Below are 23576 nucleotides of genomic sequence, written 5' to 3'. Positions count from 1 at the left end.
AACGCGGGTTCCCGGTCGGGTGATCCTGCCGGGGTGAGGGCATGAAGGCGGGGCCTCCTGAACAGCTCGTGGGTGTCGAATCCATAGAGCAACAGGAGGCCCCGGTGCCGCAGTCTTCCGTGTCGATGGGCGGGCAGTCCAACCCGGCTGCTCCATCGTGTGATTGCCTCGCGCACGTGTACGGCAACGCGGCCGACCGGCCCGAGCGGCAGCGCCGGTACCCGACCGACATGACGGACGCGGAGTGGACGGCCGTCCGGCCGCTGCTGCCGGTGCCGGCCTGGCTCCAGGGGCGGGGCGGCCGGCCCGAGGGGTACTGCCACCGGCAGGTGCTCGATGCGGTCCGCTACCTCGTCGACAACGGGATCAAGTGGCGGGCGATGCCCGCCGACTTCCCGCCGTGGGACCGGGTGTACGCGTTCTTCCGCCGCTGGCGCGACCACGCCCTGGTCCAGGAGTTCCACGACCGGCTGCGCGCGAAGGTCCGCGAGAAGCTGGGCCGGGACGCGGAGCCGACGGCCGGAGTGATCGACTCCCAGTCCATCAAGGCGGACGCCGTGGTCGGCACCGACAGCCGCGGCTTCGACGGCGGCAAACTGGTCAACGGGCGCAAACGGCACGTCGTGGTCGACACCCTCGGCCTGCTGCTGGGCGTGATGGTCACCGCCGCGGATACCGGGGACCGCACCGCCGCGAAGGAACTGCTGGCGCGGGTGGCCGACGCCCACCACCGGCTGGAGCTGGTGTGGGCCGACGGCGGCTACACCGGCAGCGGGGCTTCACCCCGGATCGTGGACACCTTGGACACTGGACCTTGAGGGTCCAGAGGAAGAGATGTCACTGATGGTGATGAAGGTGTACTCGGCGGAGTTCAAGGCGGACGCTGTCGCGCTGTACCTGTCGGACCCGAAGAATACGTTCGAGGGTGTCAGCAAGGACCTCGGAGTCAGCCGGGAAACGCTGCGGAACTGGGTGCGGGTCGAGCGGGCCCGGCAGGGCCGCGCGGCGGGCACGAGTCGCTTGCCGCGGGTCGAGCAGGCCGTCGATGTACCCTCCGACGATGTGCTGAAGGAAGAGAACAAGCAGCTCAGGGCCCGGATCAGGGAGCTGGAGACCGAGCGGGAGATCCTGCGGAGGGCAGCGAAGTATTTCGCCGGCGAGACGCGCTGGTGAGGAGCCGTAATTTAACTACTGCCGGATTCGGGTCAATATCTCGGTTCTGTGTGGTAGTTGAGCTGTTGTGGCGATTCCGGATGAAGTCCTGGCGGTACTGGATACGAAGTTCGCGGCGGTGCTGCCGCATCTGGACGAGCGGCAGCGCCGTCTGTATCTGGCTTCCGAGGCCGAGGCGCTGGGGCATGGAGGGATCGCGGCCGTGGCCAGGCTGGCGGAGGTCTCGGAGTCGACCGTCGCACGAGGGCGTGAGGAACTCGCGGGCGGAACACAGGCGTTGGGGCGGGTGCGCAGACCCGGCGGCGGGCGCAAGTCTGCCGCCGAGCGCGATCCCGGTCTGGTGGCGGCTCTCGAGTTGTTGATCGAGCCGCGTGAGGTGGGTGATCCGGTGTCCCCGCTGCGCTGGACCACTGCCTCGCTGCGGGACTTGTCCCGGGAGTTGACCGATGCCGGTCATCCGGTCAGCGCCCCAGTGGTCGGCAGCCTACTGCGTGCGATGGGCTTCAGCCTGCAGGGCATGGCCAAGACTCAAGCCGGCAGTCAGGTGCCCGACCGAGACGCCCAGTTCCGTCACATCAACACCGCCGCCGAACGCTTCCTGGCGGGGGGCCTGCCGGTGGTGAGCGTGGACACGAAACAGAAGGAACCGATCGGCGACTTCGCCCGGCCCGGCCGCACCTACCGCCCCAAAGGCCAGCCGATCACCGCCCCGGACCACGACTTCGTCGGCCCCGACACCCCGGTCGCCATTCCGTACGGCATCTACGACCTGGGGCGCGACAGCGGCTGGGTAAACGTGGGCACCGACCGAAACACCGCCGCCTTCGCGGTGGAGTCCCTGCGCCGCTGGTGGAAGATCCAAGGGCGCCTCGACTACCCCAGCGTGGACCGCTTGCTGGTCACCGCCGATTCCGGAGGGGCCAACTCGGCCGACTCCCGCCTGTTCAAGATGGGCCTGGCCGACTTCGCAGACGAGTGCGGACTGAGCATCACCGTCATGCACTTCCCGCCAGGTACTTCAAAATGGAACAAAGTGGAACACCGGCTGTTCTCCCGGATCACCCACAGCCTGCGCGGGCAGCCTCTGACCAGCTACGAAGTGCTGCTGGAGACCATCTCAGCCACCCGCACCAGCACCGGACTGACCGTTCATGCCGCACTGGACGAGAATGCTTACCCCACCGGCCGCGTGCTCACCCGAGCTGAACGCAAGAGCGCCGAGCGGCGGGTCAAACGGGACGAGTTCCACGGCGAGTGGAACTACACCATCGCCCCGCAGGACCCCGACCAGCAGCTTCCGGAAGATCCACGCGACGAGTCGGGACCTCCGGTCCCGACCGAGGCCACCTTCCTCCTCACCCACCCCGCACTCACGGGCATGCCCCGAGAACAGTTCGAACAGCTCGTGCTCCAGCTCGAACCATGCCAACAGGTCCTGACCGAAGTCGAACGCCAGAGCGCAGGCAGGGACGGCCGCGGCCGCAACCCCGGCTTCGGCACCCTCGATCACCGCCACCGCGTCCTGGTCGCCGTGCTCCGCAGCCGCAACACCGTCACCCTGACCCTCGCGGCCGAGCTGATGGGCCGCAAGCGCAACGTGCTGAGTTACCACGCCGGGAGGTCCAAGCCGATGCTGGCCTTCGCCGGGCCCGAACTCGCCAGAGTCCTCGTCTTCCGCCGGACCCGCCCTCCCCGCACGCTCGAAGCCTTGAAGCGCGTGATCGAGCACCACGACAACGAGATCAACTCCGGCAGTAGTTAAATTACGGCTCCTGAGCCGTTTCCAGTTCGTTGATGATCATCGCGGCGCCTTCGGCGTCAAGCGGCTGTGCCGGGTCCTGGAGGTCTCCCGGTCCGGGTTCTACCGGTGGCTGAAGGGCGCCCCGGCCCGCATCGAGCGGGCGCGGTCCGATGCCCGCCCGGCCCGGCGGATACGGGAGATCCACAAGGAGTCCGACGGTACCTACGGCGTCCCGCGGATCACGGCCGAGTTGTGGGACGCCGGGATCGAGGTGAACCACAAACGGGTCGCGCGTGTGATGGCCCGGATCGGCCTGCAGGGCGTGCACCTGCGCAAGAAGGTCCGAACCACCGTCCCCGAGCCGTCCGCGACGCCGGTGCCCGATCTGCTGCGGCGTGACTTCACCGCGAGTGAGCCGAACACCAAGTACGTCGGAGACATCACCTACCTGCCCATCGGCGACGGCCAATTCCTCTACCTGGCAACGGTGTTGGACCTGTGCTCGAAACGGCTGGCGGGCTGGTCGATCGCCGACCACATGCGCACCGGGCTGATCACCGACGCCCTCAGAGTGCGGGATGTGACCTTCCGTCCGGCTTGTCATCGCTCGATGGTGTGACGTTGGGGCATCGCTGCCGGTCGGACGTTCGAGGTTCGCTTGGGTTGCGGCATGGACATGCGCAAGCCGTATCCGAGTGATCTCACCGACGAGCAGTGGGCGTTGGCCGAGCCGGTGATCACGGCATGGAAGGCCCAGCACCCCTCGGTCAGCGGTCACCAGGGCAAATACGCGATGCGGGAGATCGTGAACGCGATCCTGTACCAGAACCGCACCGGCTGCCAGTGGGAGTTCCTGCCCCACGACATGCCTCCGCCCGGCGCGGTGAAGTACTACTTCTACCTCTGGCGCGACGACGGCACCGACCAGACCGTGCACGACCTGCTGCGGTGGCATCTGCGGGAGAAGAAGAAGCGATTAGCCGACCCGAGCCTGATCGTCATGGACACCCAGAGCATCCACGTCTCCGTCGGGGTGCCGGCCACCACGACCGGCAGGGATGCCGCGAAACGGGTGCCGGGCAGGAAGAGATGCCTGGCCGTGGACACTTTGGGCCTGGTCGTCGAGGCCGTCGTGCTGCCGGCGTCCGCGCACGACAACGCCGCGGGCACCGCCTTGCTGGACGGCGTGGCCGCACAGACCGACAGGGTCGAAAAAGCCCTGGTCGACCAGGGGTTCAAGAAGACCGTGGTCGATCACGGCAAGCGGTACGGCATCGACGTGGAGATAGTCGAGCGCAACCCGGCCGACACCGGCTTCGTCCCGCAGGCCAAGCGGTGGATCATCGAGCAGACCAACGGGATCTTGATGTTCTACCGCCGTCTCGTGCGCGACTACGAGCACCGGCCCGCCAGCTCCCGCTCCCGGGTGTTCTGGGCGATGACCTCCGTCATGGCCCGCCGCCTCACCGGATCCACCCTCGCCTCCCGGAGGACAGCGTGAGCGACAACCCGCAGGTCAGGGCCGTCCTGGAGTACGTCGAGGCCCGTGAGGCCGAACTCGGCGAGCAGGCTGGAGAGATTCGCTCCCGCATTGAGGACCTCACCGCCCGGCTGGGCGAACTCGACGCGGAGAGCGAGAACTTGCGCATCACCCGCAAGACCCTCCTCGACATCCCCGCACCGGCCCCCGCCGACGAACCGGCCCGACCCGACGTCCCGGACCACCCGGCCTACCAGCAGATCCTCACCGCCTTCGCCGACACCGGAAAGCCGCTGCGAGCCCGCGACCTCTGCCAGGCCCTCGACCTGCCCATCGTCCCGAAGAACACCGAAGGCATCCGGTCCAAGCTGAAACGCCTGGTCACACGGGGCATTCTCACCGAACCCGAGCCCGGCCTGTTCGCTCAGCCCCGTCCCTGACCGTCCACTCGCCCCGCCGACCAGGGCTCCTCACCCAGACCCAACCCCGAAACGGACATCAGCTCACATCCCGCACTCTCAGATCCGCAGCCCGTACCCGCGGCGGAACCCTTGACGGGGCGATATTCCACAGCGACAACGGCGCCCAGTACGCATCGAAGGAGTTCGCGAACGTGTGCCGTGAACTCGGCGTCACCAGATCACGCGGAGCCGTCGGAACGTCGGCGGACAACGCCGCCGCCGAATCCTTCAACGCAAGCCTGAAACGGGAGACCCTGCAGAGAAGGAAACGCTGGTCAGGAGCGCGTGAGGCCCGCCTTGCGGTGTTCCGGTGGGTCACTCGCTACAACACGAGAAGGAGACACTCCGCACTCGGCCAGATCAGCCCGATCGCCTACGAACAACGATCGATTACGCTGGCCACTGCCGCATAGCAAACGGTGTCCACGATCCAGGGTCAAGCCCCGAAGGCGTCGGAGGGCCCGTCGGGCATCAGGTACCGCTGTGGCGGCTGACTGACCTGCATCTCGCGGTCCCGCGCTGGCGGCAGTTCAACTCCCTGCAAAGGGGTGTCGTCGGGGTGGTGGAACAGTTCCCTGCGCGCGTTGCATGCGAAGCACTGGTTCAGCTCCTTGGCCAGCTTGGTATGGGTTCGCACATCGAAGTCATCGTGTCCCGGCGACGCCATGATGATGGCCGCCCGGCGATCGATGGGCATCAGGATCGCAGCTGCGTTGCCGATGCCGACGCCCAAAAACCTCGGCATGTTCTCCTCGCGCACCAGCGTCACCGGATGATCTGGGATGAGCAGCGTGCGGCGCTCGAACTTGATCAGACCCCAGGAGCGCGCCATGAACACCTCGTACGCCGTCTTCATGGACTCGCCCATCGCCGCCATGTGGTCGTTGACTGACATCTCGGCGTAGTAGCCCTCGAAGTCCGTTAGCTCTTCTCAGAGCGCCTCGACCTTCTCGTCCGGGACGGGCTCTGCGGCGTTCCCTTCGAGGCGCTTGCGGATCTCGGGCTTGCCACCCATGGCAATCAGGACCTTGCCAAGATGATCGGCGATCTCGTTGTTTCTCGCACGGGCAGCAGGGATCCGCGCGTGTTGTGCCGCGATCCACTCGGCGAGGACCGCCCGCTCGTCGATCGGCAGGGGCCACGCCCCGTTGATGACCTTGCGGATGACCTTCGCCGCCTTGTCCTCAAGCTCGGCGAGCAGATCCTCCACAGTGTCGTCGAGCTGGCCTTCCTGATCCAGCATCGAATAAAAGTCGCGGCGGACGGTGACGTCGGCGATCCCGACCGAACGGCGCTCGCCCCCGTCAAGAGGCACGCGGATGATCTGCTCGCCATCGGCGAAGCGTCGCAGAAGCAGACGCGGCACGGTGTGGTGGCGGCGCTTCAGCTTCGGCCTTTTGAAGAACTTGCCCATGTCATGACTTTACGGGCACCCCCTCACATCGTCATGGCCTTTTCATGGAGTCAGCGTTCCTGCAGACAAGACCTCTGCCACCCCAGCCCCTTCAGATGCCCTGACCAGCCCAACAACACACTTGACACCCCATCAGAACGAGCGTCAAATGAGCGTCACGAGCGTCATTTCAGCGTCAAGATATCGCCCGTAACGCCCACACCGCACATAATGCACACTGACAAAACCGCAGGTCAGGCGTCCTTCTTGACCGGCTCAAGGATCGCCACGCACTCCACATGGTGCGTCATCGGGAACAGGTCGAACGCCCGCAGGGTTCGCACCCGGTACCCCCCGTCCCGGAAGTACGCCAGGTCGCGGGCCAGCGCGGCCGGGTCGCAGGCCACGTAGGCGATCTTCCGCGCGCCCAGCGACGACAGGTGCTCGACCGTCTTGCGGCCGGCGCCCGCGCGAGGCGGGTCCAGGACGACGATGTCGACCTCGGTGATGCCCGTGCGGGGCAGGACGGAGTCGACCTTGCCCTGTTCGATGCGGACGCGGGGGAAGTCGGCGAGGTTGTGCCGGGCGTCCTCGACGGCGCGCTTGCCGGACTCGATGCCGAGGACGGCTCCCGTGTCGCCGACCCGGTCGGCGAGGGCGCCCGCGAACAGGCCGGCGCCGCAGTACAGGTCGAGGGCCATGTCGCCCTTGCGGGGCAGCAGGCCCTGCATGACCGCGGTGACCAGGGTGTCCGCCGACTGCGGGTGGACCTGCCAGAAGCCGCCGTTGGCGACCCGGTGGGTGCGGCCGTCGGCGCGTTCGCGGACGAAGGGGCGGCCGTGGACGCGGTGGACCTGGCCGGTGCGTTCGTCGATGCGCAGGACGGAGACCGGGCGGTCGAGTTCGACCAGCGGGAGGCGCGCGCCCGGCTTCGGGGTCAGGACGACCTGGCGGTCCTGGGAGCCGGTCGCGGCGATCGCCTCGACGGAGTCCATGCCGGTCCAGTCCCGCTTCTCGATGCCGAGTTCGCTGACGCCCTCCGCGGCGATCATGCAGTGGTCGATCGGCTCGACCTCGTGCGAGCGGTGCCGGCGCAGGCCCGCGCGGCCGTCGGCGGTCACCGCGTACTGCACGCGCGTGCGCCACGCCGGGACCTGGCCGGCGGGGAGCTTGTCGCCCTCGGCGGGCACGACGGTGCCGTCCCAGCCGGCCTCCTCGGGCGTGAGCCCGGCGAGCCGCTGGAGCTGCTCGGCGACGACCTCGCCCTTGAGCCGGCGCTGCGCTCCCGGCTTGGCGTGCTGCCAGTCGCAGCCGCCGCAGCGGCCGGGCCCGGCGTACGGGCAGGGGGCGTCGATCCGGTCCTTGGAGGCGTCCAGCACCGTCACCGCGTCCGCGCGCAGGAAGCGGGCGCCCTCCTCGCCCTCGGTCACCCGCGCGACGACCCGCTCGCCGGGCAGCGCGTGCCGGACGAACAGCACCTGGCCCTCGGACGTACGGGCGATGCAGTGGCCGCCGTGGGCGACGGGGCCGATCTCGACCTCGTACTCCTCCCCCACCAGTGATTTCCTCGGTTCTGCCTGCATGGCGGGGTGACTCCACAACTTGGGGGCGAAGGTGCGGGCGATGGCCCGCGACAACAGCCGTCCAGTCTACGTGTGCGGGGAGGAGTCCTTCGACCGCTCCGCCGGACCGCGCCGCACCGAGCCCGGCGCCGCCCAGTTCTGCCGCTTGCGGGCGCGCTGCCTGGCCGCCTCGGAGGACTGCAGCTGGTACGGCACCGAGGTCACCATCACGCCCGGTGTGAACAGCAGCCGGGCCTTCAGCCGCAGCGCGCTCTGGTTGTGCAGCAGCTGCTCGTACCAGCGGCCGACCACGTACTCGGGGATGAACACGGACACCACGTCCCGCGGGGACTCCTTGCGCAGGTTCTTGACGTACTCGATGACCGGCCGGGTGACCTCGCGGTACGGGGAGTCCAGGACCTTCAGGGGCACCTCGATGCCGCGCCGCTCCCATTCCGTGTGCAGGGCCCGGGTCTCCGCGGCGTCGACGTTGACACTGAGCGCCTCGAGGCTGTCGGAGCGCATCAGCTTGGCGTAGGCGAGGACGCGCAGCGTGGGGCGGTGGATCCTGGAGACCAGGACGATCGAGTGGACGCGGGAGGGGCGCACCATGTCGGCGCTGGGCCCCTCGGGGGCGGCGACCTCCTCGGCGACGCGGTCGTAGTGCCTGCGGATCATTGTCATCAGCACGTAGAAGACGCACATGCCGAGCAGCGCGACCCAGGCGCCGTGGGTGAACTTGGAGACGAGCACGACGACCAGGACCAGGCCGGTGAAGAAGGCGCCGAAGGCGTTGATGGCCCGGGAGCGGATCATGTGACGGCGTGCGGCCTGCTGTTTCTCGGTGGCCAGCAGGCGGTTCCAGTGCCGGACCATGCCGATCTGGCTGAGGGTGAAGGACACGAAGACGCCGACGATGTAGAGCTGGATCAGGCGCGTGGTGCTGGCGTCGTAGGCCCACACCAGCAGAATGGCGGCACCGGCGAGCAGCACGATGCCGTTGGAGAAGGCGAGCCGGTCGCCGCGGGTGTGCAGCTGGCGCGGGAGGTAGCGGTCCTGGGCGAGTATCGAGCCGAGCAGGGGGAAGCCGTTGTATGCGGTGTTGGCGGCGAGGAACAGCACCAGCGCGGTGGCGGCGGCCAGGACGAGGAACAGCAGGCTGCCCTCGCCGAACACGGCCTCGGCGACCTGCGAGATCACCGGGTGCTGCACGTAGTCCGGGCCGAGCGGTACCCCGTTGTGGGACAGGTCCGTGGCGGGTTTCTCGGCCATGCGGACGTCGGTCGCGGCGGCCAGCGCGATGATGCCGCAGAACATGGTGACGGCGAGCAGGCCCATCAGCGCGAGTGTGGTCGCCGCGTTCTTGGACTTGGGCTTGCGGAAGGCCGGTACGCCGTTGGAGATCGCCTCGACGCCGGTGAGCGCGGCACAGCCGGAGGAGAAGGCGCGCAGCAGGAGGAAGACCAGGGCGAAGCCCGTCAGGCCCGGGTATTCGGGGTTGATCTCGTAGTCCGCCGTCGGTGCCCGCATCTCGTCGCCGAGCACCACCGAGCGGAAGGTGCCCCACGCGATCATGGTGAACACACCGGCGACGAACACGTAGGTCGGGATCGCGAAGAGGGTGCCCGACTCCCGCACGCCCCGCAGGTTCATCAGCGTCAGCAGCACGATCACGGCGATCGCGCAGGCCACCTTGTGCTCGACGACGAACGGGATCGCCGAGCCCAGGTTCTCGATGCCGGCGGAGATCGACACGGCCACGGTGAGGACGTAGTCCACGAGCAGGGCGCTGGCGACCGTCCGGCCCGCCCGGGCACCGAGGTTGACGGTCGCCACCTCGTAGGCGCCGCCGCCGCTGGGGTAGGCATGCACGTTCTGGCGGTAGGAGGCCACCACGGTGACCATCAGGACGACGATCGCGACCGCGATCCAGGGGCTGAAGTGGTAGGCCGACAGACCCGCGACGGAGAGGACGAGCAGAACCTCACCGGGCGCGTACGCCACGGAGGACAGCGGGTCGGATGCGAAGACGGGGAGTGCGACGCGCTTGGGAAGAAGCGTTTCGCCCAGCCGGTCGCTGCGCAACGCGCGCCCGATGAGAATGCGTTTGGGCACGTCGGTCAGTTTGGACACAACAGTGGATCGTAGGCCTTCGGACAGGGGGCGACCCCTCCGCCACCCGGATCCATACGGCTTCCCTACGACACTCGCGTCACCGCCGTGGTGCGGGCGTACGGCCTCTGCTCTCCGGGTGAAATCCCGGGTGGCGGCGCTGCGGTTTCTGTGCTGCGCATCGGTTTCATGCCTATATGACTGGGCCGCTGTCCGTCACGGCCGGCCGCCCCGGTCCGTCGTCCGGGGCGGCCGGCCCGGACGGGCGGCCGTGCCCCGTCCGTTCGGCCCAGCCGCCCCGTGGAGGTTCCCATGCACGCGCCCGCAGAACTGATCGGTGCCCTCGCCACGCTGCTCGGCCTCGGGGCCCTGACCTTGGCGAGCGTGCGCAGCATCACCCGCCGCTGACCGCCTCCCCGCGCGGATACGTTGGTCCCGGGCATCCGGGCATCCGGGCATCCGGGCACGACGGTCGGCCCCCGGTACCCTCCGGGCGTGACGGTCGGCCCCCGGAGGGTACCGGGGCCGCGCCGTCCCGGCATGATATTGCCCGGCGGCCCGTACTCGGGCCGCCACGGGTTGCCCGGCGAGCCGAAAGAGAGACATGAGCACCATGGTCATGAAGGTCGACGGGCCTGCAGGAAGCGCGGTGTGACGCGATGCATATTGTGATCATGGGGTGCGGGCGCGTGGGTTCCGCCCTGGCCCAGACCCTGGAGGAGCAGGGGCACACGGTCGCCGTCATCGACCAGGACCCGACCGCCTTCCGCCGGCTGGGCTCCTCGTTCGGCGGCCGCCGGGTCACCGGGATCGGCTTCGACCAGGACACCCTGCGCGAGGCGGGCATCGAGGACGCGGGCGCCTTCGCCGCCGTCTCCAGCGGGGACAACTCCAACATCATCGCCGCGCGGGTGGCCCGCGAGATGTTCGGCATCGAGAACGTCGCCGCCCGCATCTACGACCCCCGCCGCGCGGAGGTCTACCAGCGCCTGGGCATCCCCACGGTGGCGACGGTCCGCTGGACGGCCGACCAGATGCTGCGCAGGCTGCTCCCCTCGGGCGCCGAGCCGCTGTGGCGCGATCCGACCGGCGGTGTGCAGCTCGCCGAGGTGCACACCTCGCAGGCCTGGGTGGGGCACCGGATCAGCAGACTGCAGGACTGGACCGGCGTCCGCGTGGCCTTCCTCACCCGGCTCGGCGAGGCGGTCCTGCCCAGCTCCCAGACGGTGCTGCAGGAAGGGGACCTGGTGCACGTGATGATGCGCACGGACGAGATCGACCGGGTCGAGGCGGCGTTCGCCAAAGGACCCGAAGAAGAGGAGGGCGGTCAGTGATGAGGGTCGCCATTGCCGGGGCCGGCGCGGTGGGTCGCTCGATCGCGGGTGAGCTGCTGGAGAACGGGCACGAGGTCCTGCTCATCGACAAGGCGCCGACCGCCATCTCGGTCGAGCGCGTTCCGCAGGCCGAGTGGCTGCTCGCCGACGCCTGCGAGATCACCTCCCTGGACGAGGCGGCGCTCCAGCGCTGCAACGTCGTCATCGCCGCGACCGGCGACGACAAGGTCAACCTGGTCGTCTCCCTGCTGGCCAAGACGGAGTACGGCGTTCCGCGCGTCGTGTCCCGGGTGAACAACCCCAAGAACGAATGGCTGTTCAACGAGTCCTGGGGCGTGGACGTGGCCGTCTCCACCCCGCGCCTGATGTCGGCCCTGGTCGAGGAGGCGGTCAGCGTCGGCGACCTGGTCCGGCTCCTGCGCTTCAGCCACGGGGACGCCAACCTGGTCGAGCTGACCCTGCCCGAGGAGTCGGCGCTGGCCGGCACCCAGGTCGGCGACGTCCAGTGGCCCCAGGACACCTCGCTGGTCACGATCATCCGGGGGACGCGCGTCCTCACCCCGACCCGGGAGGACTCCCTGGAGGCGGGCGACGAGCTGCTCTTCGTGGCCGCCCAGGCCCGCGAGGAGCAGCTGGAGGACCTTCTGTCGGTACGCAGGACCGACACCGTGCGCTGACACCGTGCGCTGGTACCGGCCCGGTGCTGATGGCGGTGGCGGTGGCGGTGGCGCGTGAGTACACGAGTGGGGGCGCCCGGAGATCTCCGGGCGCCCCCACTCGTGTACAGAACGAGGCGGCTCAGGGGCGGCGGTGCCGGCCTGTGGTCGTCGCTTCGCCGTCCTCCGCGTACCGCGCCTTCTCCTGCTCGCGCGCGGCCTTGCGCTCCTCCTCGGCGCGCTCCTCCGCCTCCATCTCCGCGAACACGTCGATCGGCGGCGGCGCCTTCGCCAGGAACACCCACGTCAGGTACACCGCGAGCAGGAACGGCGGGATCTTCAGCGCGATCAGCACCCAGCCCAGCTGTGTCGTGTCCGCCCACCAGTACAGCGGGAACAGGATCGCGCTCTTGCCGAGCAAGATCAGACCCCAGGCCCAACTGGCCTTGGTGTAAGCCTTCTTGCGGCCCGGGTTACGGGTGCGCCAGGAGAGGTTCTCCCTGAAGATCGGGCCCAGCATCAGGCCGATCAGCGGGACACCGGCCATCGCGGTGATGATGTACGCCAGGGCCAGGCCCGTGGTGTAGAGCATGCCCGGCAGGTAGAAGTCCTTGGCGTTGCCGGTCATCATCGCGAAGACCACGCCGAAGCCGACGCCGAAGACGCCGCTGAAGGCGTGCTTGACGGTGTCCTTCCTCGCCAGCCGGACCACGACCATCGCCAGCGACACGACGAGTGCCGCGATCGCCGCCATGTGCAGGTTCTTGTTGATCGTGTAGATGCTGACGAACAGCAGACCGGGCAGCACCGTCTCGACCATGCCCCGCACCCCGCCGAACGCCTCGAACAGGGCGGCCTCGGTCACCGCCCTGGCATCGTCCGCGGATGTGTCTTCGGTTGTCGGCTTGTCGAGTGACGTCACCGGCTACTCCCGTCCGAGGGGTCTCAGTTCGTATTTCGGGTTGAACAGCACCCGGCGGCCTCTGCTCAGGGAGATCCTGCCCGATGCGATCAGCTTGCGCCCCGGTTCTATCCCGACGATGGAGCGCCGGCCGAGCCACACCACATCCAGCGCGGCGGAGCCGTCGAACAGTTCGGCCTCCAGGGCCGGGACTCCCGCGCGCGGCCGCAGCGTGACCGTGCGCAAGGTACCAGTAACCGTCACTATCTGCCGGTCCTGGCAGTCACCTATCCGTGTACAGCCGGCGGTCTCGGTGTCCTCGCGCAGTTCCTCGGACTCCAGGTCCTCCTGCGACGAGGAGAGCCGGTCGAGCATGCGCCGGAACCGGCCCGCCGGTTTCTCCGAGCGAGGAACAGCACCCATACGTGAAGCGTACCGGGGCGCTCCGAGGGTTACGTACCCGCTGCCCGCCCGGCCCGAACCGGCCGTTCCCCGCCACGCGCACCCACCACACGCGCGGCGCGCACCGCGTGCACGGCAGGCACCGCGCGCGGCGCGCACTGCGGGTGGCGCGCACTGCGGGTGGCGCGCACCGTGGGCGGTCACTCACCGCTCGAAGCGGTAGCCCATGCCCGGCTCGGTGATGAAGTGCTTCGGGTGGGCCGGGTCGGCCTCCAGCTTGCGGCGCAGCTGCGCCATGTACACGCGCAGGTAGTTCGTCTCCGTGCCGTACGACGGCCCCCAGACCTCCCGGAGCAACTGCTTCTGTGCCACGAGCCGGCCGCCGTTGCGTACGAGCACCTCCAGCAGATGCCATTCGGTGGGGGTCAGCCGTACGTCCCTGCCGTCGCGGTGCACCTTCTTCGCGGCCAGGTCGACGGTGAACCCGTCGGTCTCCACCACCAGGTCGCCCTCGTCCTCGTTCTCGCCGGAGGGCTCGGCGCGGCGCACGGCGGCCCGCAGCCTGGCCAGCAGTTCGTCCATGCCGAAGGGCTTGGTGACGTAGTCGTCGGCTCCCGCGTCGAGCGCCTGGACCTTCTCGTCGGAGGCGTGCCGGGCGGACAGCACCAGGATCGGCACCCGGGTCCAGCCGCGCAGGCCCCGGATCACCTCGACGCCGTCCATGTCGGGCAGGCCCAGGTCCAGGACGACCACGTCGGGGTGGCGGGCGGCGGCCAGACGGAGGGCTTCCGCACCGTCGTGGGCGGAGTCGACCTCGTACGAGCGGGCCTTGAGGTTGATCACCAGGGCGCGCACGATCGCCGGTTCGTCGTCGACCACCAGCACACGGGTCATGAGGAGTGCCTTTCCGGTTCTGCGGGGCCTGCGGGCCCCGATTCTGCTGGGCGAACGGGCTCCGCCGGGCCGGCGAGACCCGCGGGCGCCGCGCGGGTCGCCGTGGGGGCCCTCGTCACGGCCGTCGCTTGCGTCTCCGACGCTGCTTGCGTCGCGGCCGTTGCTTGCGTCGCCGCCTTTGCTTGCGCCGCCGGCGTTGTCGCCGCCGGCGTCGCCGCGCGGAGGGTCAGTGTCATGGTGAGGCCGCCGCCCGGGGTGTCGTCGGCGTTCAGGGAGCCGCCCATGGCCTCGGTGAAGCCGCGGGCCACCGCCAGGCCGAGGCCCACCCCGGCTCCGCGCGGGGCGTCGCCGTAGCGCTGGAAAGGCTCGAATATGCGGTCCTTCGCGTCGTCGGGGACGCCGGGGCCGCGGTCGACCACCCGCACCTCGACCCGGTCGGCGAGCGCACTGGCGGCCACCAGGACGGGGGTACCGGAGGGAGCGTACTTGACGGCGTTCTCGATCAGGTTGGCCATCGCCCGCTCCAGCAGGCCCGGGTCGACGGCGACCATGGGAAGGGTCTCCGGGACGTCCAGGGTGACGCTGCCCTCGGGCACCCCGCCGAGCGCCATGGGCACCACCTCGTCCAGGTCGACCTCGCGGATCAGCGGGGTGACCGTGCCGGTGTGCAGGCGGGACATGTCGAGCAGGTTGCCCACCAGGTGGTCCAGGCGGTCGGCACCGCCCTCGATCCCCTCGAGCAGCTCGGCCCGGTCCTCGGGCGACCAGTCGACGTCCTCGGAGCGCAGCGAGGAGACCGCCGCCTTGATCCCGGCCAGCGGGGTGCGCAGGTCGTGGCTGACGGCGGCCAGCAGGGCGGTGCGGATGCGGTTGCCCTCGGCGAGGGTGCGCGCCCGGTCCGCCTCGGCGCGCAGCCGGCGGCGGTCCAGGGCGACGGCGGCCTGGGCGGCGAAGGCACCCAGCACCCGGCGGTCCTCGGCGGGCAGGACCCGGCCGGTCAGCACGAGCGCCATGTGGTCCCCCACCGGAACGTCCACGTCGGCGTCGTCAGGCCGCCCGAGGGCCGGTCCGGTGCCGGTCCGTCCGGCGCAGGTCCACGGTTCGACGTCACCCGCGCGTTCCAGCAGCGCCGCCGACTCCATGCCGAACGTCTGGCGGACCCGTTCCAGCAGCTCCTCCAGACCCGTCTCGCCGCGCAGCACATTACCGGCGAGGAACGACAGGATCTCCGACTCGGCGCGCAGCCGGGCCGCCTGGTGCGTGCGGCGGGCCGCGAGGTCGACGACGGACGCCACCGCAGCGCCGACGGCGACGAAGATCACGATGGCGATGATGTTCTTCGGGTCGGAGACCGACCAGCGGTGCAGGGGCGGCGTGTAGAAGTAGTTCAGCAGCAGCGAGCCGAACGCCGCCGAGGCCAGGGCCGGCCGGAGCCCGCCGAGCAGCGCCGCGGCCACGGTCAGCGACAGGAACAGCAGCATGTCGTTGGCCAGGCCCGGGTCGAAGGCGCTGAGCAGCACGGCCAGCACCGGGGGCCCCGCCACTGCGACCGCCCAGCCCCACGCCACCCGCGACCGCCCGAGCCGGGCGCCCCGGGCCACCGGCAGTCCGCGTCCCTTGGCGATCGCCTCGTGGGTCACGATGTGCACGTCCAGGTCGGGACCGGAGTCCCGCGCGACGGTCGCGCCGACGCCGGGGCCGAAGACGTACTGCCACGTCTTGCGGCGCGAGGAGCCCAGCACGATCTGGGTGGCGTTCACCGCGCGCGCGAAGGCGAGCAGGGCGGCCGGGACATCGTCCCCGACCACATGGTGGAAGGTACCGCCCAGGCTTTCCACCAGGGTCCGCTGCCCGGCCAGCTCACCGGGCGAGGCCGCGGTGAGACCGTCCCCGCGGGCGATGTAGACCGCGAGCACCTCTCCCCCGGCGCCCTTCTCGGCCAGCCGCGCGGCACGGCGGATCAGGGTGCGGCCCTCGGGACCGCCGGTCAGACCGACCACGATCCGTTCGCGTGACCCCCAGATCGCCGAGACGTCGTGCTCGCTGCGGTACCGCTGGAGATACTCGTCGACCCGGTCGGCCACCCACAGCAGCGCGAGTTCCCTGAGCGCGGTGAGGTTGCCGGGACGGAAGTAGTTCGACAGGGCCGCGTCGACCTTGTCCGGCTGGTAGACGTTGCCGTGCGCCATCCGGCGGCGGAGCGCCTCGGGCGTCATGTCGACCAGCTCCGTCTGGTCGGCCCGCCGCACCACCTCGTCCGGTACGGTCTCCTGCTGCCGGACGCCGGTGATCGACTCCACGACGTCGCCGAGGGACTCCAGGTGCTGGATGTTGAGGGTCGACAGCACGTCGATCCCGGCGGCCAGCAGCTCCTCCACGTCCTGCCAGCGCTTCGCGTTGCGCGAGCCGGGCACGTTGGTGTGGGCGAGTTCGTCGACGAGGACCACCTGGGGGCGGCGGGCGAGGACGGCGTCGAGGTCCATCTCGGGGAGGACGGCGCCGCGGTGCTCCAGCTCCCGGCGCGGTATCTGTTCCAGGCCCTCCAGCAGTGCCCTGGTACGCGGCCGGTCGTAGTGCTCGACGAACCCGATCACACAGTCGGTGCCCCGTTCGACACGGCGCTGCGCCTCGGACAGCATCGCGTACGTCTTGCCGACGCCCGGTGCCGCGCCGAGGTGAATCCGAAGTCTGCCGCGTCCCATGCCCTCATTGTCTTCCGGTCCCGGGCAGTGCGGTCACCGGTTGCCGGTCACCGGTTCACCGCTGTCTGCGCGGAGTCGACCCTACGTTCGTCCGGGGCGGCCGAAGACGGCGGCCGGGATGCGGTGACCCGTCCTTGACGGAACCCTGACGGGCTTGGCGGAACCCCGACCGGGCTTGACGAACCCTGACGGGCGGCTGCGGGCGGGCCGTCGGGGTTCCTGTCGGGGTTCCTGTCGGGGAACCCGCCGACGGCGGCGGGGCCGCACCCGGTGGGACACTGTCGGTCGACAGTGTCCCGGTCGGGCGCGGCCCCGCCGCCGTGGCTGTGAAGCGCTACGCGATCAGCGGACCTCGGTGATCTCCGGTCCGCGCGCCAGCTGTCCCATGCCGCCCGCGAAGCGGGAGCCCTCGGGGGCCTCCTCCTGCTGCACGCCCTCGGGGACCATCTGCGCGTCGTCCGGCAGCTTCAGGACGATCGGGTCACGCGGCGCCATCGGGCCCTCCCCGCGCACCACGACCGTGTCCCGGAAGATCTGCTCCAGCAGCCCGGCGGCCTGCGGCTGCACCGCGCCCTGACCCGAGATCACCCCGCGCAGGAACCAGCGCGGGCCGTCCACGCCGACGAACCGGACGACCTGGAAACCGCCCGTACCGTCCGGCAGCTGCACCGGCACCTGGGCCCGCAGCTCCCAGCCCAGCGGTCCCTCGACCTCGTCGATGATGCCGCCCTGCTGGGTGATGCCGGCCGCGATCTCCTCACGGACCTCGCCCCAGATGCCCTCACGCTTGGGGGCCGCGAAACCCTGCAGCTGGATGGCGCTGTCGCGCAGCACGACGGTGGCCGCGACGATCGCGTCGCCGGCGACCTCGACCCGCAGCTCCATGCCGTCCACTCCGGGCACGAACAGACCGCCCAGGTCGACCCTGCCCTCGCCGGGCTCTCTCACCTCGGAGCCGTCCCAGGGCCCGTCGGGCCGCGGCGCCGGCTCGAGCCTCAGCCGCTCGGCCCCACCGTCCGCCTCCGTGTCGACACCGTCGACGACCTGCTCGGCCTCGCCGGCCGCGTCCTCGGCGGCATCCCTCTTCTTGCGACGTCCGAACACGTCATTGTCCTTCCCGGTCGGCTACGACCGAAGCGTATCGATTCCCACCCGCTGTGCCGCCGACGGCGGCCTGAACGCTTGTGCCGCTCTTACCTTCCACCGCGGCGTGGCCGCCGGTGGATCCGAAGCCCCCCTCGGCCCGCACCGAGCGGGGCAGCTCCGCGACCGGCACGAAACGGACCCGCTCGACCTGCTGAACGACCAGTTGGGCAATCCGGTCGAAACGCTCGAACCGCACAGTCTCACGCGGGTCGAGATTCACCACGATCACCTTGATCTCCCCACGGTACCCGGCATCAACCGTCCCCGGGGCATTCACCAGGGCGACGCCGCAGCGCGCGGCCAGTCCGGATCGCGGGTGCACGAAGGCCGCGTACCCCTCCGGCAGCGCCACAGACACTCCGGTGGGCAGGACGGCCCGTTCCCCGGGTGCCAGCTCGCACGCCTCGGTGGTCCGCAGATCGGCACCCGCGTCACCGGGGTGCTCGTACACCGGAAGCGGTACGTCCGGGTCGACGCGCCGGATCAGCACCTCGAGCCGGCCGTCGGAGCGCGCGTCGCCGTGCGGTCCGGTCACGGGTTCACCTCGAAGGCGCGGGCGCGACGGACCTGGTCCGGGTCGTCCATGGCCGCCTGGATCTCCTCCTCGCGGCCGTGGTCGACGAAGTGGTCGACCTTGACCTCGATGAACAGCGCCTTGGCACGGACCGCGACCGGGCCGTCGGGTCCGCCGATGCGTCCGGTCGCGGTGGAGTAGATCTTCCGTCCGGCCACCGCGGTCACCTCCGCCTCCAGATGGAGGGTGGCGTCGACCGGCACGGGCTGGACGTAGTCGGTCTCGAGCCTGCCGGTCACGGCGATCGTGCGCAGCAGCCAGCTCAGCGCGCCGAGCGTCTCGTCCAGGGCACTGGCGAGCACCCCGCCGTGCGCGAGGCCGGGGGCGCCCTGGTGGACGGGGCGCACGGTGAACACGGCGGTGACCGACACGCCTTCGCCGGCCCGCGCCTCGATGTGCAGCCCGTGGGGCTGCTCGCCGCCGCAGCCGAAGCACTGGTCGTAGTGGGCGCCGAGCAGCTCACCCGGTGCGGGAGCATCCGGGTGGCGCACCGGCGGCACCGCGTCGGCGGGGGGAGGAAGAGTCGAGGAAGTACCACTCACAGGCGCAGACCTTACCCGCCCGCCCGTCACCCACCACCGCCCTGCCCGACAGCGCTTCGCGCCGACCGCCCCGACCCGCCCGTCACCCACCACCGCCCCGCCCGACAGCGCTCCACGCAGACCGCCCCGACTCGCCCGTCACCCACCACCGCCCCGCCCGACAGCACTCCACGCCGACCGCCCTGGCTGCGGCCCTGGGCCGGCACCGTGCCAAGCTTGGATCCATGCAGCTCTCCGCCCTGCCCTACGAAGAACGCCTGACCGCTCCCCGCTCCTGGTGGCTGATCTGCCTGCTCTCAGGTGTCTCGATGGCGCTGATCGTGCTGCCTCTGGGCATCCTGCCGATGCTCGGCGGCCTGGCCGGCGGCAGCGTGGTGGCCGCGGTGGTGGCCAGCGCGTACGGCTCGGTGCGGATCCGGGTCGTGGGCGGCCTGCTGATCGCCGGTGAGGCGAAGATCCCGGTGTCGGCGCTGGGCGCGATGGAAGTTCTGGACGCCGAGGAGGCTCGTGCCTGGCGCACCCACCGGGCGGATCCGCGCTGCTTCATGCTGCTGCGGGCCTATGTGCCGGGGGCGCTGCGGGTGGAGATCACCGACCCGGAGGACCCGACGCCGTACGCCTTCCTGTCGACGCGCGAGCCGGAACGGCTGGCGGAGGCCCTGCGTGCGGCGAAGGCCGCCGCGTAGCGCGGCGGGAAGCACCCGGGCCGGCTGTCGTCCGGTGAGTAGTGGGATCGGGGAGCCCGACGAGGTTCGTCGCCCACCGGCCTGTTCCGTTTCCGCGGTGCTGCCGTACCCGGATCGGCCGGGTCAGCCCCTCCCTCAGCCCCTCCCGGGGCCGTCGCTCCCGTCCGGGTGACCGTCGAGGCTGCCGAGTGCCTTGCGGAGGGCACCGCCGGTGAGCTTGTCCATCTCCAGGGCGTCGGCCGGGGTCTCGAGGGCGGGGAGGGCGGGCAACGCGTCCCAGGGCACCTGGATCTTGCGGAGGTCGGCCTGGATACGGGTGGCGAGCTTTCTGGTGTCCCGGCGGTTCATGAGCGCGCCGACGGCGGCTCCCACCAGGAACGGCATCAGGTTCGGCAGGTTGCGGAGGGTGCGCTTCATGATCCGCTGACGCAGTTCGCGCTTCATGCGGCTGTTCAGTGCCGCACTCACGGTCGAGGGCTTGGTCGCCTCGATCCCGCGCTCCTGCGACCAGGAGTTCAGGTACACGGTGCTGCGCTGCCCTAGGTGGCCGGCCGGGCGTACGCCGTAGACCTCGTGGAGTTCGGCGATCAGCTTGAGTTCGATCGCCGCGACGCCGGTGATCTCGGCTGCCAGCTCCGTCGGCATCGCGGGAGGCACCGGCATCGCGGCCGCCGCGCCCACGCCGGCCCCGACCGTCGCCGTGGCCCTGGAGGCGCCCGCCACGAGTTTCTCCGCGAGTTCCTCGGGACCCAGCCCGGGGAACTGCCTGCGCAGCGTCTCCAGGTCCCGTACGGGCACCCGCGGGGTGAGTTCGATGATCCGGTCCACGAGATACGCCAGGCCCGCACGCGCGCGGTCACCGCCCTTCCGGGCGCCTTCCCTGGCCTTGTCCCGGAACGCCGCGGCACGTCTGCGGGCCACCGGGGCGGTGGCGGTGACCTCCACGGGTGCCGGGAGGTCACCGCGATCGGTTGCGGGTCCGAGCGAGGCCGCCCCGGTATCGGCCGAGCCGGTATCGGTTGAGCCTCGCTCGTGGTCGCGCGCGTCGCGCCGGGGGCCGTCCTGCGGCCCCGAGTCCGCTCCCTTCGAAAGGAAGCGGCGCTTCCGAGGAGGGGTCGAGCCAGTCACGGCCGACCCGCCCTCAGTCGCAGTCGCGGCAGATCGGCTGGCCGTTCTTCTCCCGGGCCAGCTGGCTGCGGTGGTGCACCAGGAAGCAGCTCATGCAGGTGAACTCGTCCTGCTGCTTGGGCAGGACCCGGACGGCCAGCTCTTCGTTCGACAGGTCTGCGCCGGGCAGCTCGAGGCCTTCCGCGGCCTCGAACTCGTCGACGTCCACGGCCGAGGCCGACTTGTCGTTGCGGCGGGCCTTCAGCTCTTCGAGACTGTCCGAGTCGACGTCGTCGTCGGTCTTGCGCGGAGTGTCGTAATCGGTTGCCATGGTCGCTCTCCCCCTCTGGGTGTATGCGGTCTCTTCAGCGCACGTAACGCGCGAGGGGCCGGACTTGTGCCCGACCCGAGGCGGAGATTTTGCCTCACATCAAGGTCTGTTACTCAATCGACACCCAACCGAACCCCTCATGAGTGTTCGGCTTGGATGGCGAGGGGGACCGTACACGGTCCGAACGCGGCACTTCAAAGCCGCCTCACCGTGTACTTCCCGTAATCGAAGCCCCTGAAAACCGGGATATACCCGGCCTTCCGGGGACTTCATGATCACGGAGTGTCGGCGGGTCGAACATCCCCCCTGTGATCGATCCCACAGGCGGGCACCGGAGGGGCCCTCCGGCGATTCCGCCCAAAGCGAACACCCCGTCGCGTCGGCGACATGATGTCAGATCGGCAGGGTGACCCGCATCACGAGCCCACCGCCCTCACGCGGCTGGGCATAGATGTGCCCGCCATGGGCCCGCGCCACCGACCGGACGATGGAGAGCCCCAGGCCGACCCCCTTGTCGCTGCCCGTCCGCTCGGTACGCAGCCGCCGGAAGGGCTCGAACAGATTGTCGATCTCGTACGCCGGTACCACCGGGCCCGTATTGGACACCACCAGGACCGCCTGTCCGTGCTCGACGTCGGTGGTGACCTCCACCCACCCCCGCTCGGCCACGTTGTAGCGCACGGCGTTCTGGAGCAGGTTCAGGGCGATCCGCTCCAGCAGGACGCCGTTGCCCCGGACGACCGCGGGCTTCCGCGCTCCGCGGATCTCCACACCCTTGGCCTGCGCCTCGGCGTGCACCTGGTCGATGGCCTGGGAGGCCACCTCCGCGAGATCCACGGACTTGCGCTCGACGATCTGATTGTCACTGCGGGCGAGCAGCAGCAGGCCCTCCACGAGCTGCTCGCTGCGCTCGTTGGTGGCCAGCAGCGTCCTGCCGAGCTGCTGGAGCTCGACCGGCGCGTCCGGGTCGGAGAGGTGCACCTCGAGCAGCGTGCGATTGATCGCCAGCGGGGTGCGCAGCTCGTGCGAGGCATTGCCCACGAAGCGCTGCTGGGCGGTGAAGGCACGCTGCAGCCGCTCCAGCATGTCGTCGAAGGTGTCGGCCAGCTCCTTGAGCTCGTCGTCCGGGCCGTCCAGCTCGATCCGGCGGGACAGGTCGGAGCCCGCCACCGCGCGCGCGGTGCGGGTGATCCGGCCCAGCGGCGACAGGACGCGGCCGGCCATGGCGTACCCGAAGGCGAAGGCGATGACGGCGAGGCCGAGCAGGGCGAGCAGGGAGCGGCTGAGCAGGTTGTCCAGCGCGTGCTGGCGCTGCTCGTTGACACAGGCGTTCAGCGCGGCGTTCAGCTCCTCGGCGGGCAGCCGGGTGCTGCGCAGCTGGCAGATGTCGCTGGACACCTGCCCGGACACGATCTCGAAGGGCAGGTCGCTGCCCACGTTCAGCGCGTTCGCGGCGAGCAGGTAGATGATCGACAGCAGCAGGATCCCGGCGATCAGGAACATGCCGCCGTAGAGCAGCGTGAGCCGTATCCGGATGGTCGGGCGCAGCCAGGGGAAGGGCGGTACGGGACGTCGGGGGTCCCAGGTGGGCTTCGGAGGTGCCGGCGGGGGCGGTGGTGTGGGGGTGGGAGTGGTGGCCACGGGATCAGATCCGGTAGCCCGAGCCGGGCACGGTCACGATGACCGGCGGCTCGCCCAGTTTGCGGCGCAGGGTCATGACGGTCACCCGCACCACGTTGGTGAACGGGTCGGTGTTCTCGTCCCATGCCTTCTCGAGGAGCTGTTCGGCCGAGACGACGGCGCCCTCGCTGCGCATGAGCACTTCCAGGACGGCGAACTCCTTGGGCGCGAGCTGGACCTCCTTGCCGTCGCGGAAGACCTCGCGGCGGTTGGGGTCGAGCTTGATCCCGGCACGCTCCAGCACCGGCGGCAGCGGCACGCTGGTACGCCGTCCCAGGGCGCGTACGCGCGCGATGAGCTCGCTGAAGGCGAAGGGCTTGGGCAGATAGTCGTCGGCGCCGATCTCCAGGCCCTCGACGCGGTCGCTGACGTCGCCGGCGGCCGTGAGCATCAGCACGCGCGTGGGCATGCCCAGTTCGACGATCCTGCGGCACACGTCGTCGCCGTGCACGAGGGGGAGGTCGCGGTCGAGGACGACCACGTCGTAGTCGTTGACGCCGATGCGCTCGAGGGCGGCCGCACCGTCGTACACGACGTCGACGGCCATGGCCTCCCGGCGCAGTCCGGTAGCCACCGCATCGGCGAGCAGTTGCTCGTCCTCGACGACGAGTACGCGCACGTCGCTTGTCCTTCCTACGTCCTGCCGGGCAGCGCTCCGGAGCGCACGCGCGCAGGGTCCTGGTGAGTGTGTTGCCTCCA

At 70.2% G+C, this 23576-nt stretch carries 20 protein-coding genes and 4 pseudogenes; 10 read left to right on the top strand and 14 right to left on the bottom strand.

All coding sequences use genetic code 11. The annotated features are described in order from the left end of the window. The first annotated feature begins 176 nt into the window (after positions 1-176). From V4Y04_RS28020 to V4Y04_RS27990, 7 genes and pseudogenes are all read left to right on the top strand, one after another. Entirely contained in the window at positions 177-818 is a 642-nt protein-coding gene (locus V4Y04_RS28020; protein WP_332431123.1) for an IS5 family transposase, read from the top strand. Between the two features lie 25 nt (positions 819-843). Then, positions 844-1158 (top strand): annotated as a pseudogene (locus V4Y04_RS28015) (transposase); the annotation flags it as partial. Between the two features lie 82 nt (positions 1159-1240). Further along, complete coding sequence (locus tag V4Y04_RS28010; RefSeq protein ID WP_443079942.1) at positions 1241-2935, top strand: ISAzo13 family transposase; 1695 nt, start codon at positions 1241-1243, stop codon at positions 2933-2935. A gap of 7 nt (positions 2936-2942) precedes the next feature. Then, a pseudogene (locus V4Y04_RS28005) lies at positions 2943-3485 on the top strand (IS3 family transposase); the annotation flags it as partial. A gap of 99 nt (positions 3486-3584) precedes the next feature. Then, on the top strand, positions 3585-4415 hold the full coding sequence (locus V4Y04_RS28000) for an IS5 family transposase (RefSeq protein WP_332431122.1): 831 nt from the start codon (positions 3585-3587) through the stop codon (positions 4413-4415). Further along, the gene (locus V4Y04_RS27995; RefSeq protein WP_332431120.1) at positions 4412-4834 is read left to right on the top strand and encodes a hypothetical protein; all 423 of its coding nucleotides are present in this window, start codon (positions 4412-4414) and stop codon (positions 4832-4834) included. The genes V4Y04_RS28000 and V4Y04_RS27995 overlap by 4 nt, the downstream gene beginning before the upstream one ends. A gap of 80 nt (positions 4835-4914) precedes the next feature. After that, a pseudogene (locus tag V4Y04_RS27990) lies at positions 4915-5268 on the top strand (transposase); the annotation flags it as partial. 23 nt (positions 5269-5291) lie between these two features. Here the strand turns inward: V4Y04_RS27990 and V4Y04_RS37830 are convergent. The 3 genes and pseudogenes from V4Y04_RS37830 to V4Y04_RS27970 all read right to left on the bottom strand — a co-directional run bounded on the left by V4Y04_RS37830 (position 5292) and on the right by V4Y04_RS27970 (position 9943). After that, positions 5292-6269: pseudogene (locus V4Y04_RS37830) on the bottom strand (DUF4238 domain-containing protein). 233 nt (positions 6270-6502) lie between these two features. Next, complete coding sequence (locus V4Y04_RS27975) at positions 6503-7831, bottom strand: class I SAM-dependent RNA methyltransferase (protein ID WP_332431117.1); 1329 nt, start codon at positions 7829-7831, stop codon at positions 6503-6505. Between the two features lie 66 nt (positions 7832-7897). Further along, a complete protein-coding gene (locus V4Y04_RS27970; RefSeq protein WP_332431116.1) occupies positions 7898-9943 on the bottom strand; it encodes an APC family permease in 2046 nt (681 codons plus the stop codon). Positions 9944-10581: 638 nt separating this feature from the next. Between V4Y04_RS27970 and V4Y04_RS27965 the strand changes: the two genes are divergently transcribed. Then, positions 10582-11256, top strand: a complete 675-nt coding sequence (locus tag V4Y04_RS27965) for a potassium channel family protein (RefSeq protein WP_332431115.1) — start codon at positions 10582-10584, stop codon at positions 11254-11256. Beyond that, positions 11256-11933, top strand: coding sequence for a potassium channel family protein (locus V4Y04_RS27960; protein WP_332431114.1), 678 nt, complete (start codon positions 11256-11258; stop codon positions 11931-11933). The genes V4Y04_RS27965 and V4Y04_RS27960 overlap by 1 nt, the downstream gene beginning before the upstream one ends. 121 nt (positions 11934-12054) lie before the next feature. On the opposite strand, the gene V4Y04_RS27955 is transcribed toward V4Y04_RS27960, so the two are convergent. From V4Y04_RS27955 to V4Y04_RS27925, 7 genes are all read right to left on the bottom strand, one after another. Further along, positions 12055-12834, bottom strand: coding sequence for a DUF3159 domain-containing protein (locus V4Y04_RS27955; RefSeq protein WP_332431113.1), 780 nt, complete (start codon positions 12832-12834; stop codon positions 12055-12057). A gap of 3 nt (positions 12835-12837) precedes the next feature. Beyond that, complete coding sequence (locus V4Y04_RS27950; protein ID WP_332431112.1) at positions 12838-13236, bottom strand: OB-fold nucleic acid binding domain-containing protein; 399 nt, start codon at positions 13234-13236, stop codon at positions 12838-12840. A 183-nt stretch (positions 13237-13419) separates the two neighbouring features. After that, on the bottom strand, positions 13420-14109 hold the full coding sequence (locus tag V4Y04_RS27945; protein WP_332431111.1) for a response regulator: 690 nt from the start codon (positions 14107-14109) through the stop codon (positions 13420-13422). Next, a complete protein-coding gene (locus V4Y04_RS27940; RefSeq protein WP_332431110.1) occupies positions 14106-16811 on the bottom strand; it encodes a sensor histidine kinase KdpD in 2706 nt (901 codons plus the stop codon). Before V4Y04_RS27940 ends, V4Y04_RS27945 begins: the two co-directional genes overlap by 4 nt. Before the next feature lie 342 nt (positions 16812-17153). After that, positions 17154-17915: a DUF3710 domain-containing protein gene (locus V4Y04_RS27935; RefSeq protein ID WP_332431109.1), complete on the bottom strand. Its 762-nt coding sequence runs from the start codon at positions 17913-17915 to the stop codon at positions 17154-17156. Position 17916: 1 nt separating this feature from the next. After that, positions 17917-18492, bottom strand: coding sequence for a dUTP diphosphatase (gene dut / locus V4Y04_RS27930; protein WP_332431107.1), 576 nt, complete (start codon positions 18490-18492; stop codon positions 17917-17919). Further along, positions 18489-19073, bottom strand: a complete 585-nt coding sequence (locus tag V4Y04_RS27925; RefSeq protein WP_332431106.1) for a PaaI family thioesterase — start codon at positions 19071-19073, stop codon at positions 18489-18491. Before V4Y04_RS27925 ends, dut begins: the two co-directional genes overlap by 4 nt. A gap of 224 nt (positions 19074-19297) precedes the next feature. Between V4Y04_RS27925 and V4Y04_RS27920 the strand changes: the two genes are divergently transcribed. Further along, on the top strand, positions 19298-19759 hold the full coding sequence (locus tag V4Y04_RS27920; protein WP_332431105.1) for a DUF3093 domain-containing protein: 462 nt from the start codon (positions 19298-19300) through the stop codon (positions 19757-19759). A 135-nt stretch (positions 19760-19894) separates the two neighbouring features. On the opposite strand, the gene V4Y04_RS27915 is transcribed toward V4Y04_RS27920, so the two are convergent. From V4Y04_RS27915 to V4Y04_RS27900, 4 genes are all read right to left on the bottom strand, one after another. Then, on the bottom strand, positions 19895-20887 hold the full coding sequence (locus tag V4Y04_RS27915) for a hypothetical protein (protein WP_332431104.1): 993 nt from the start codon (positions 20885-20887) through the stop codon (positions 19895-19897). A 13-nt stretch (positions 20888-20900) separates the two neighbouring features. Next, complete coding sequence (locus V4Y04_RS27910; RefSeq protein ID WP_003993510.1) at positions 20901-21197, bottom strand: DUF4193 domain-containing protein; 297 nt, start codon at positions 21195-21197, stop codon at positions 20901-20903. Between the two features lie 393 nt (positions 21198-21590). Further along, positions 21591-22838: a sensor histidine kinase gene (locus tag V4Y04_RS27905; protein ID WP_332431103.1), complete on the bottom strand. Its 1248-nt coding sequence runs from the start codon at positions 22836-22838 to the stop codon at positions 21591-21593. Positions 22839-22842: 4 nt separating this feature from the next. Then, a complete protein-coding gene (locus V4Y04_RS27900) occupies positions 22843-23496 on the bottom strand; it encodes a response regulator transcription factor (protein WP_332431102.1) in 654 nt (217 codons plus the stop codon). Between the last annotated feature and the right edge of the window lie 80 nt (positions 23497-23576).

The organism is Streptomyces sp. P9-A2 (genome assembly GCF_036634175.1).
Classification (GTDB): domain Bacteria; phylum Actinomycetota; class Actinomycetes; order Streptomycetales; family Streptomycetaceae; genus Streptomyces; species Streptomyces pratens.
Note: the sequence above shows the minus strand (reverse complement) of the source record. Positions and strands in the feature narration are given on the sequence as shown.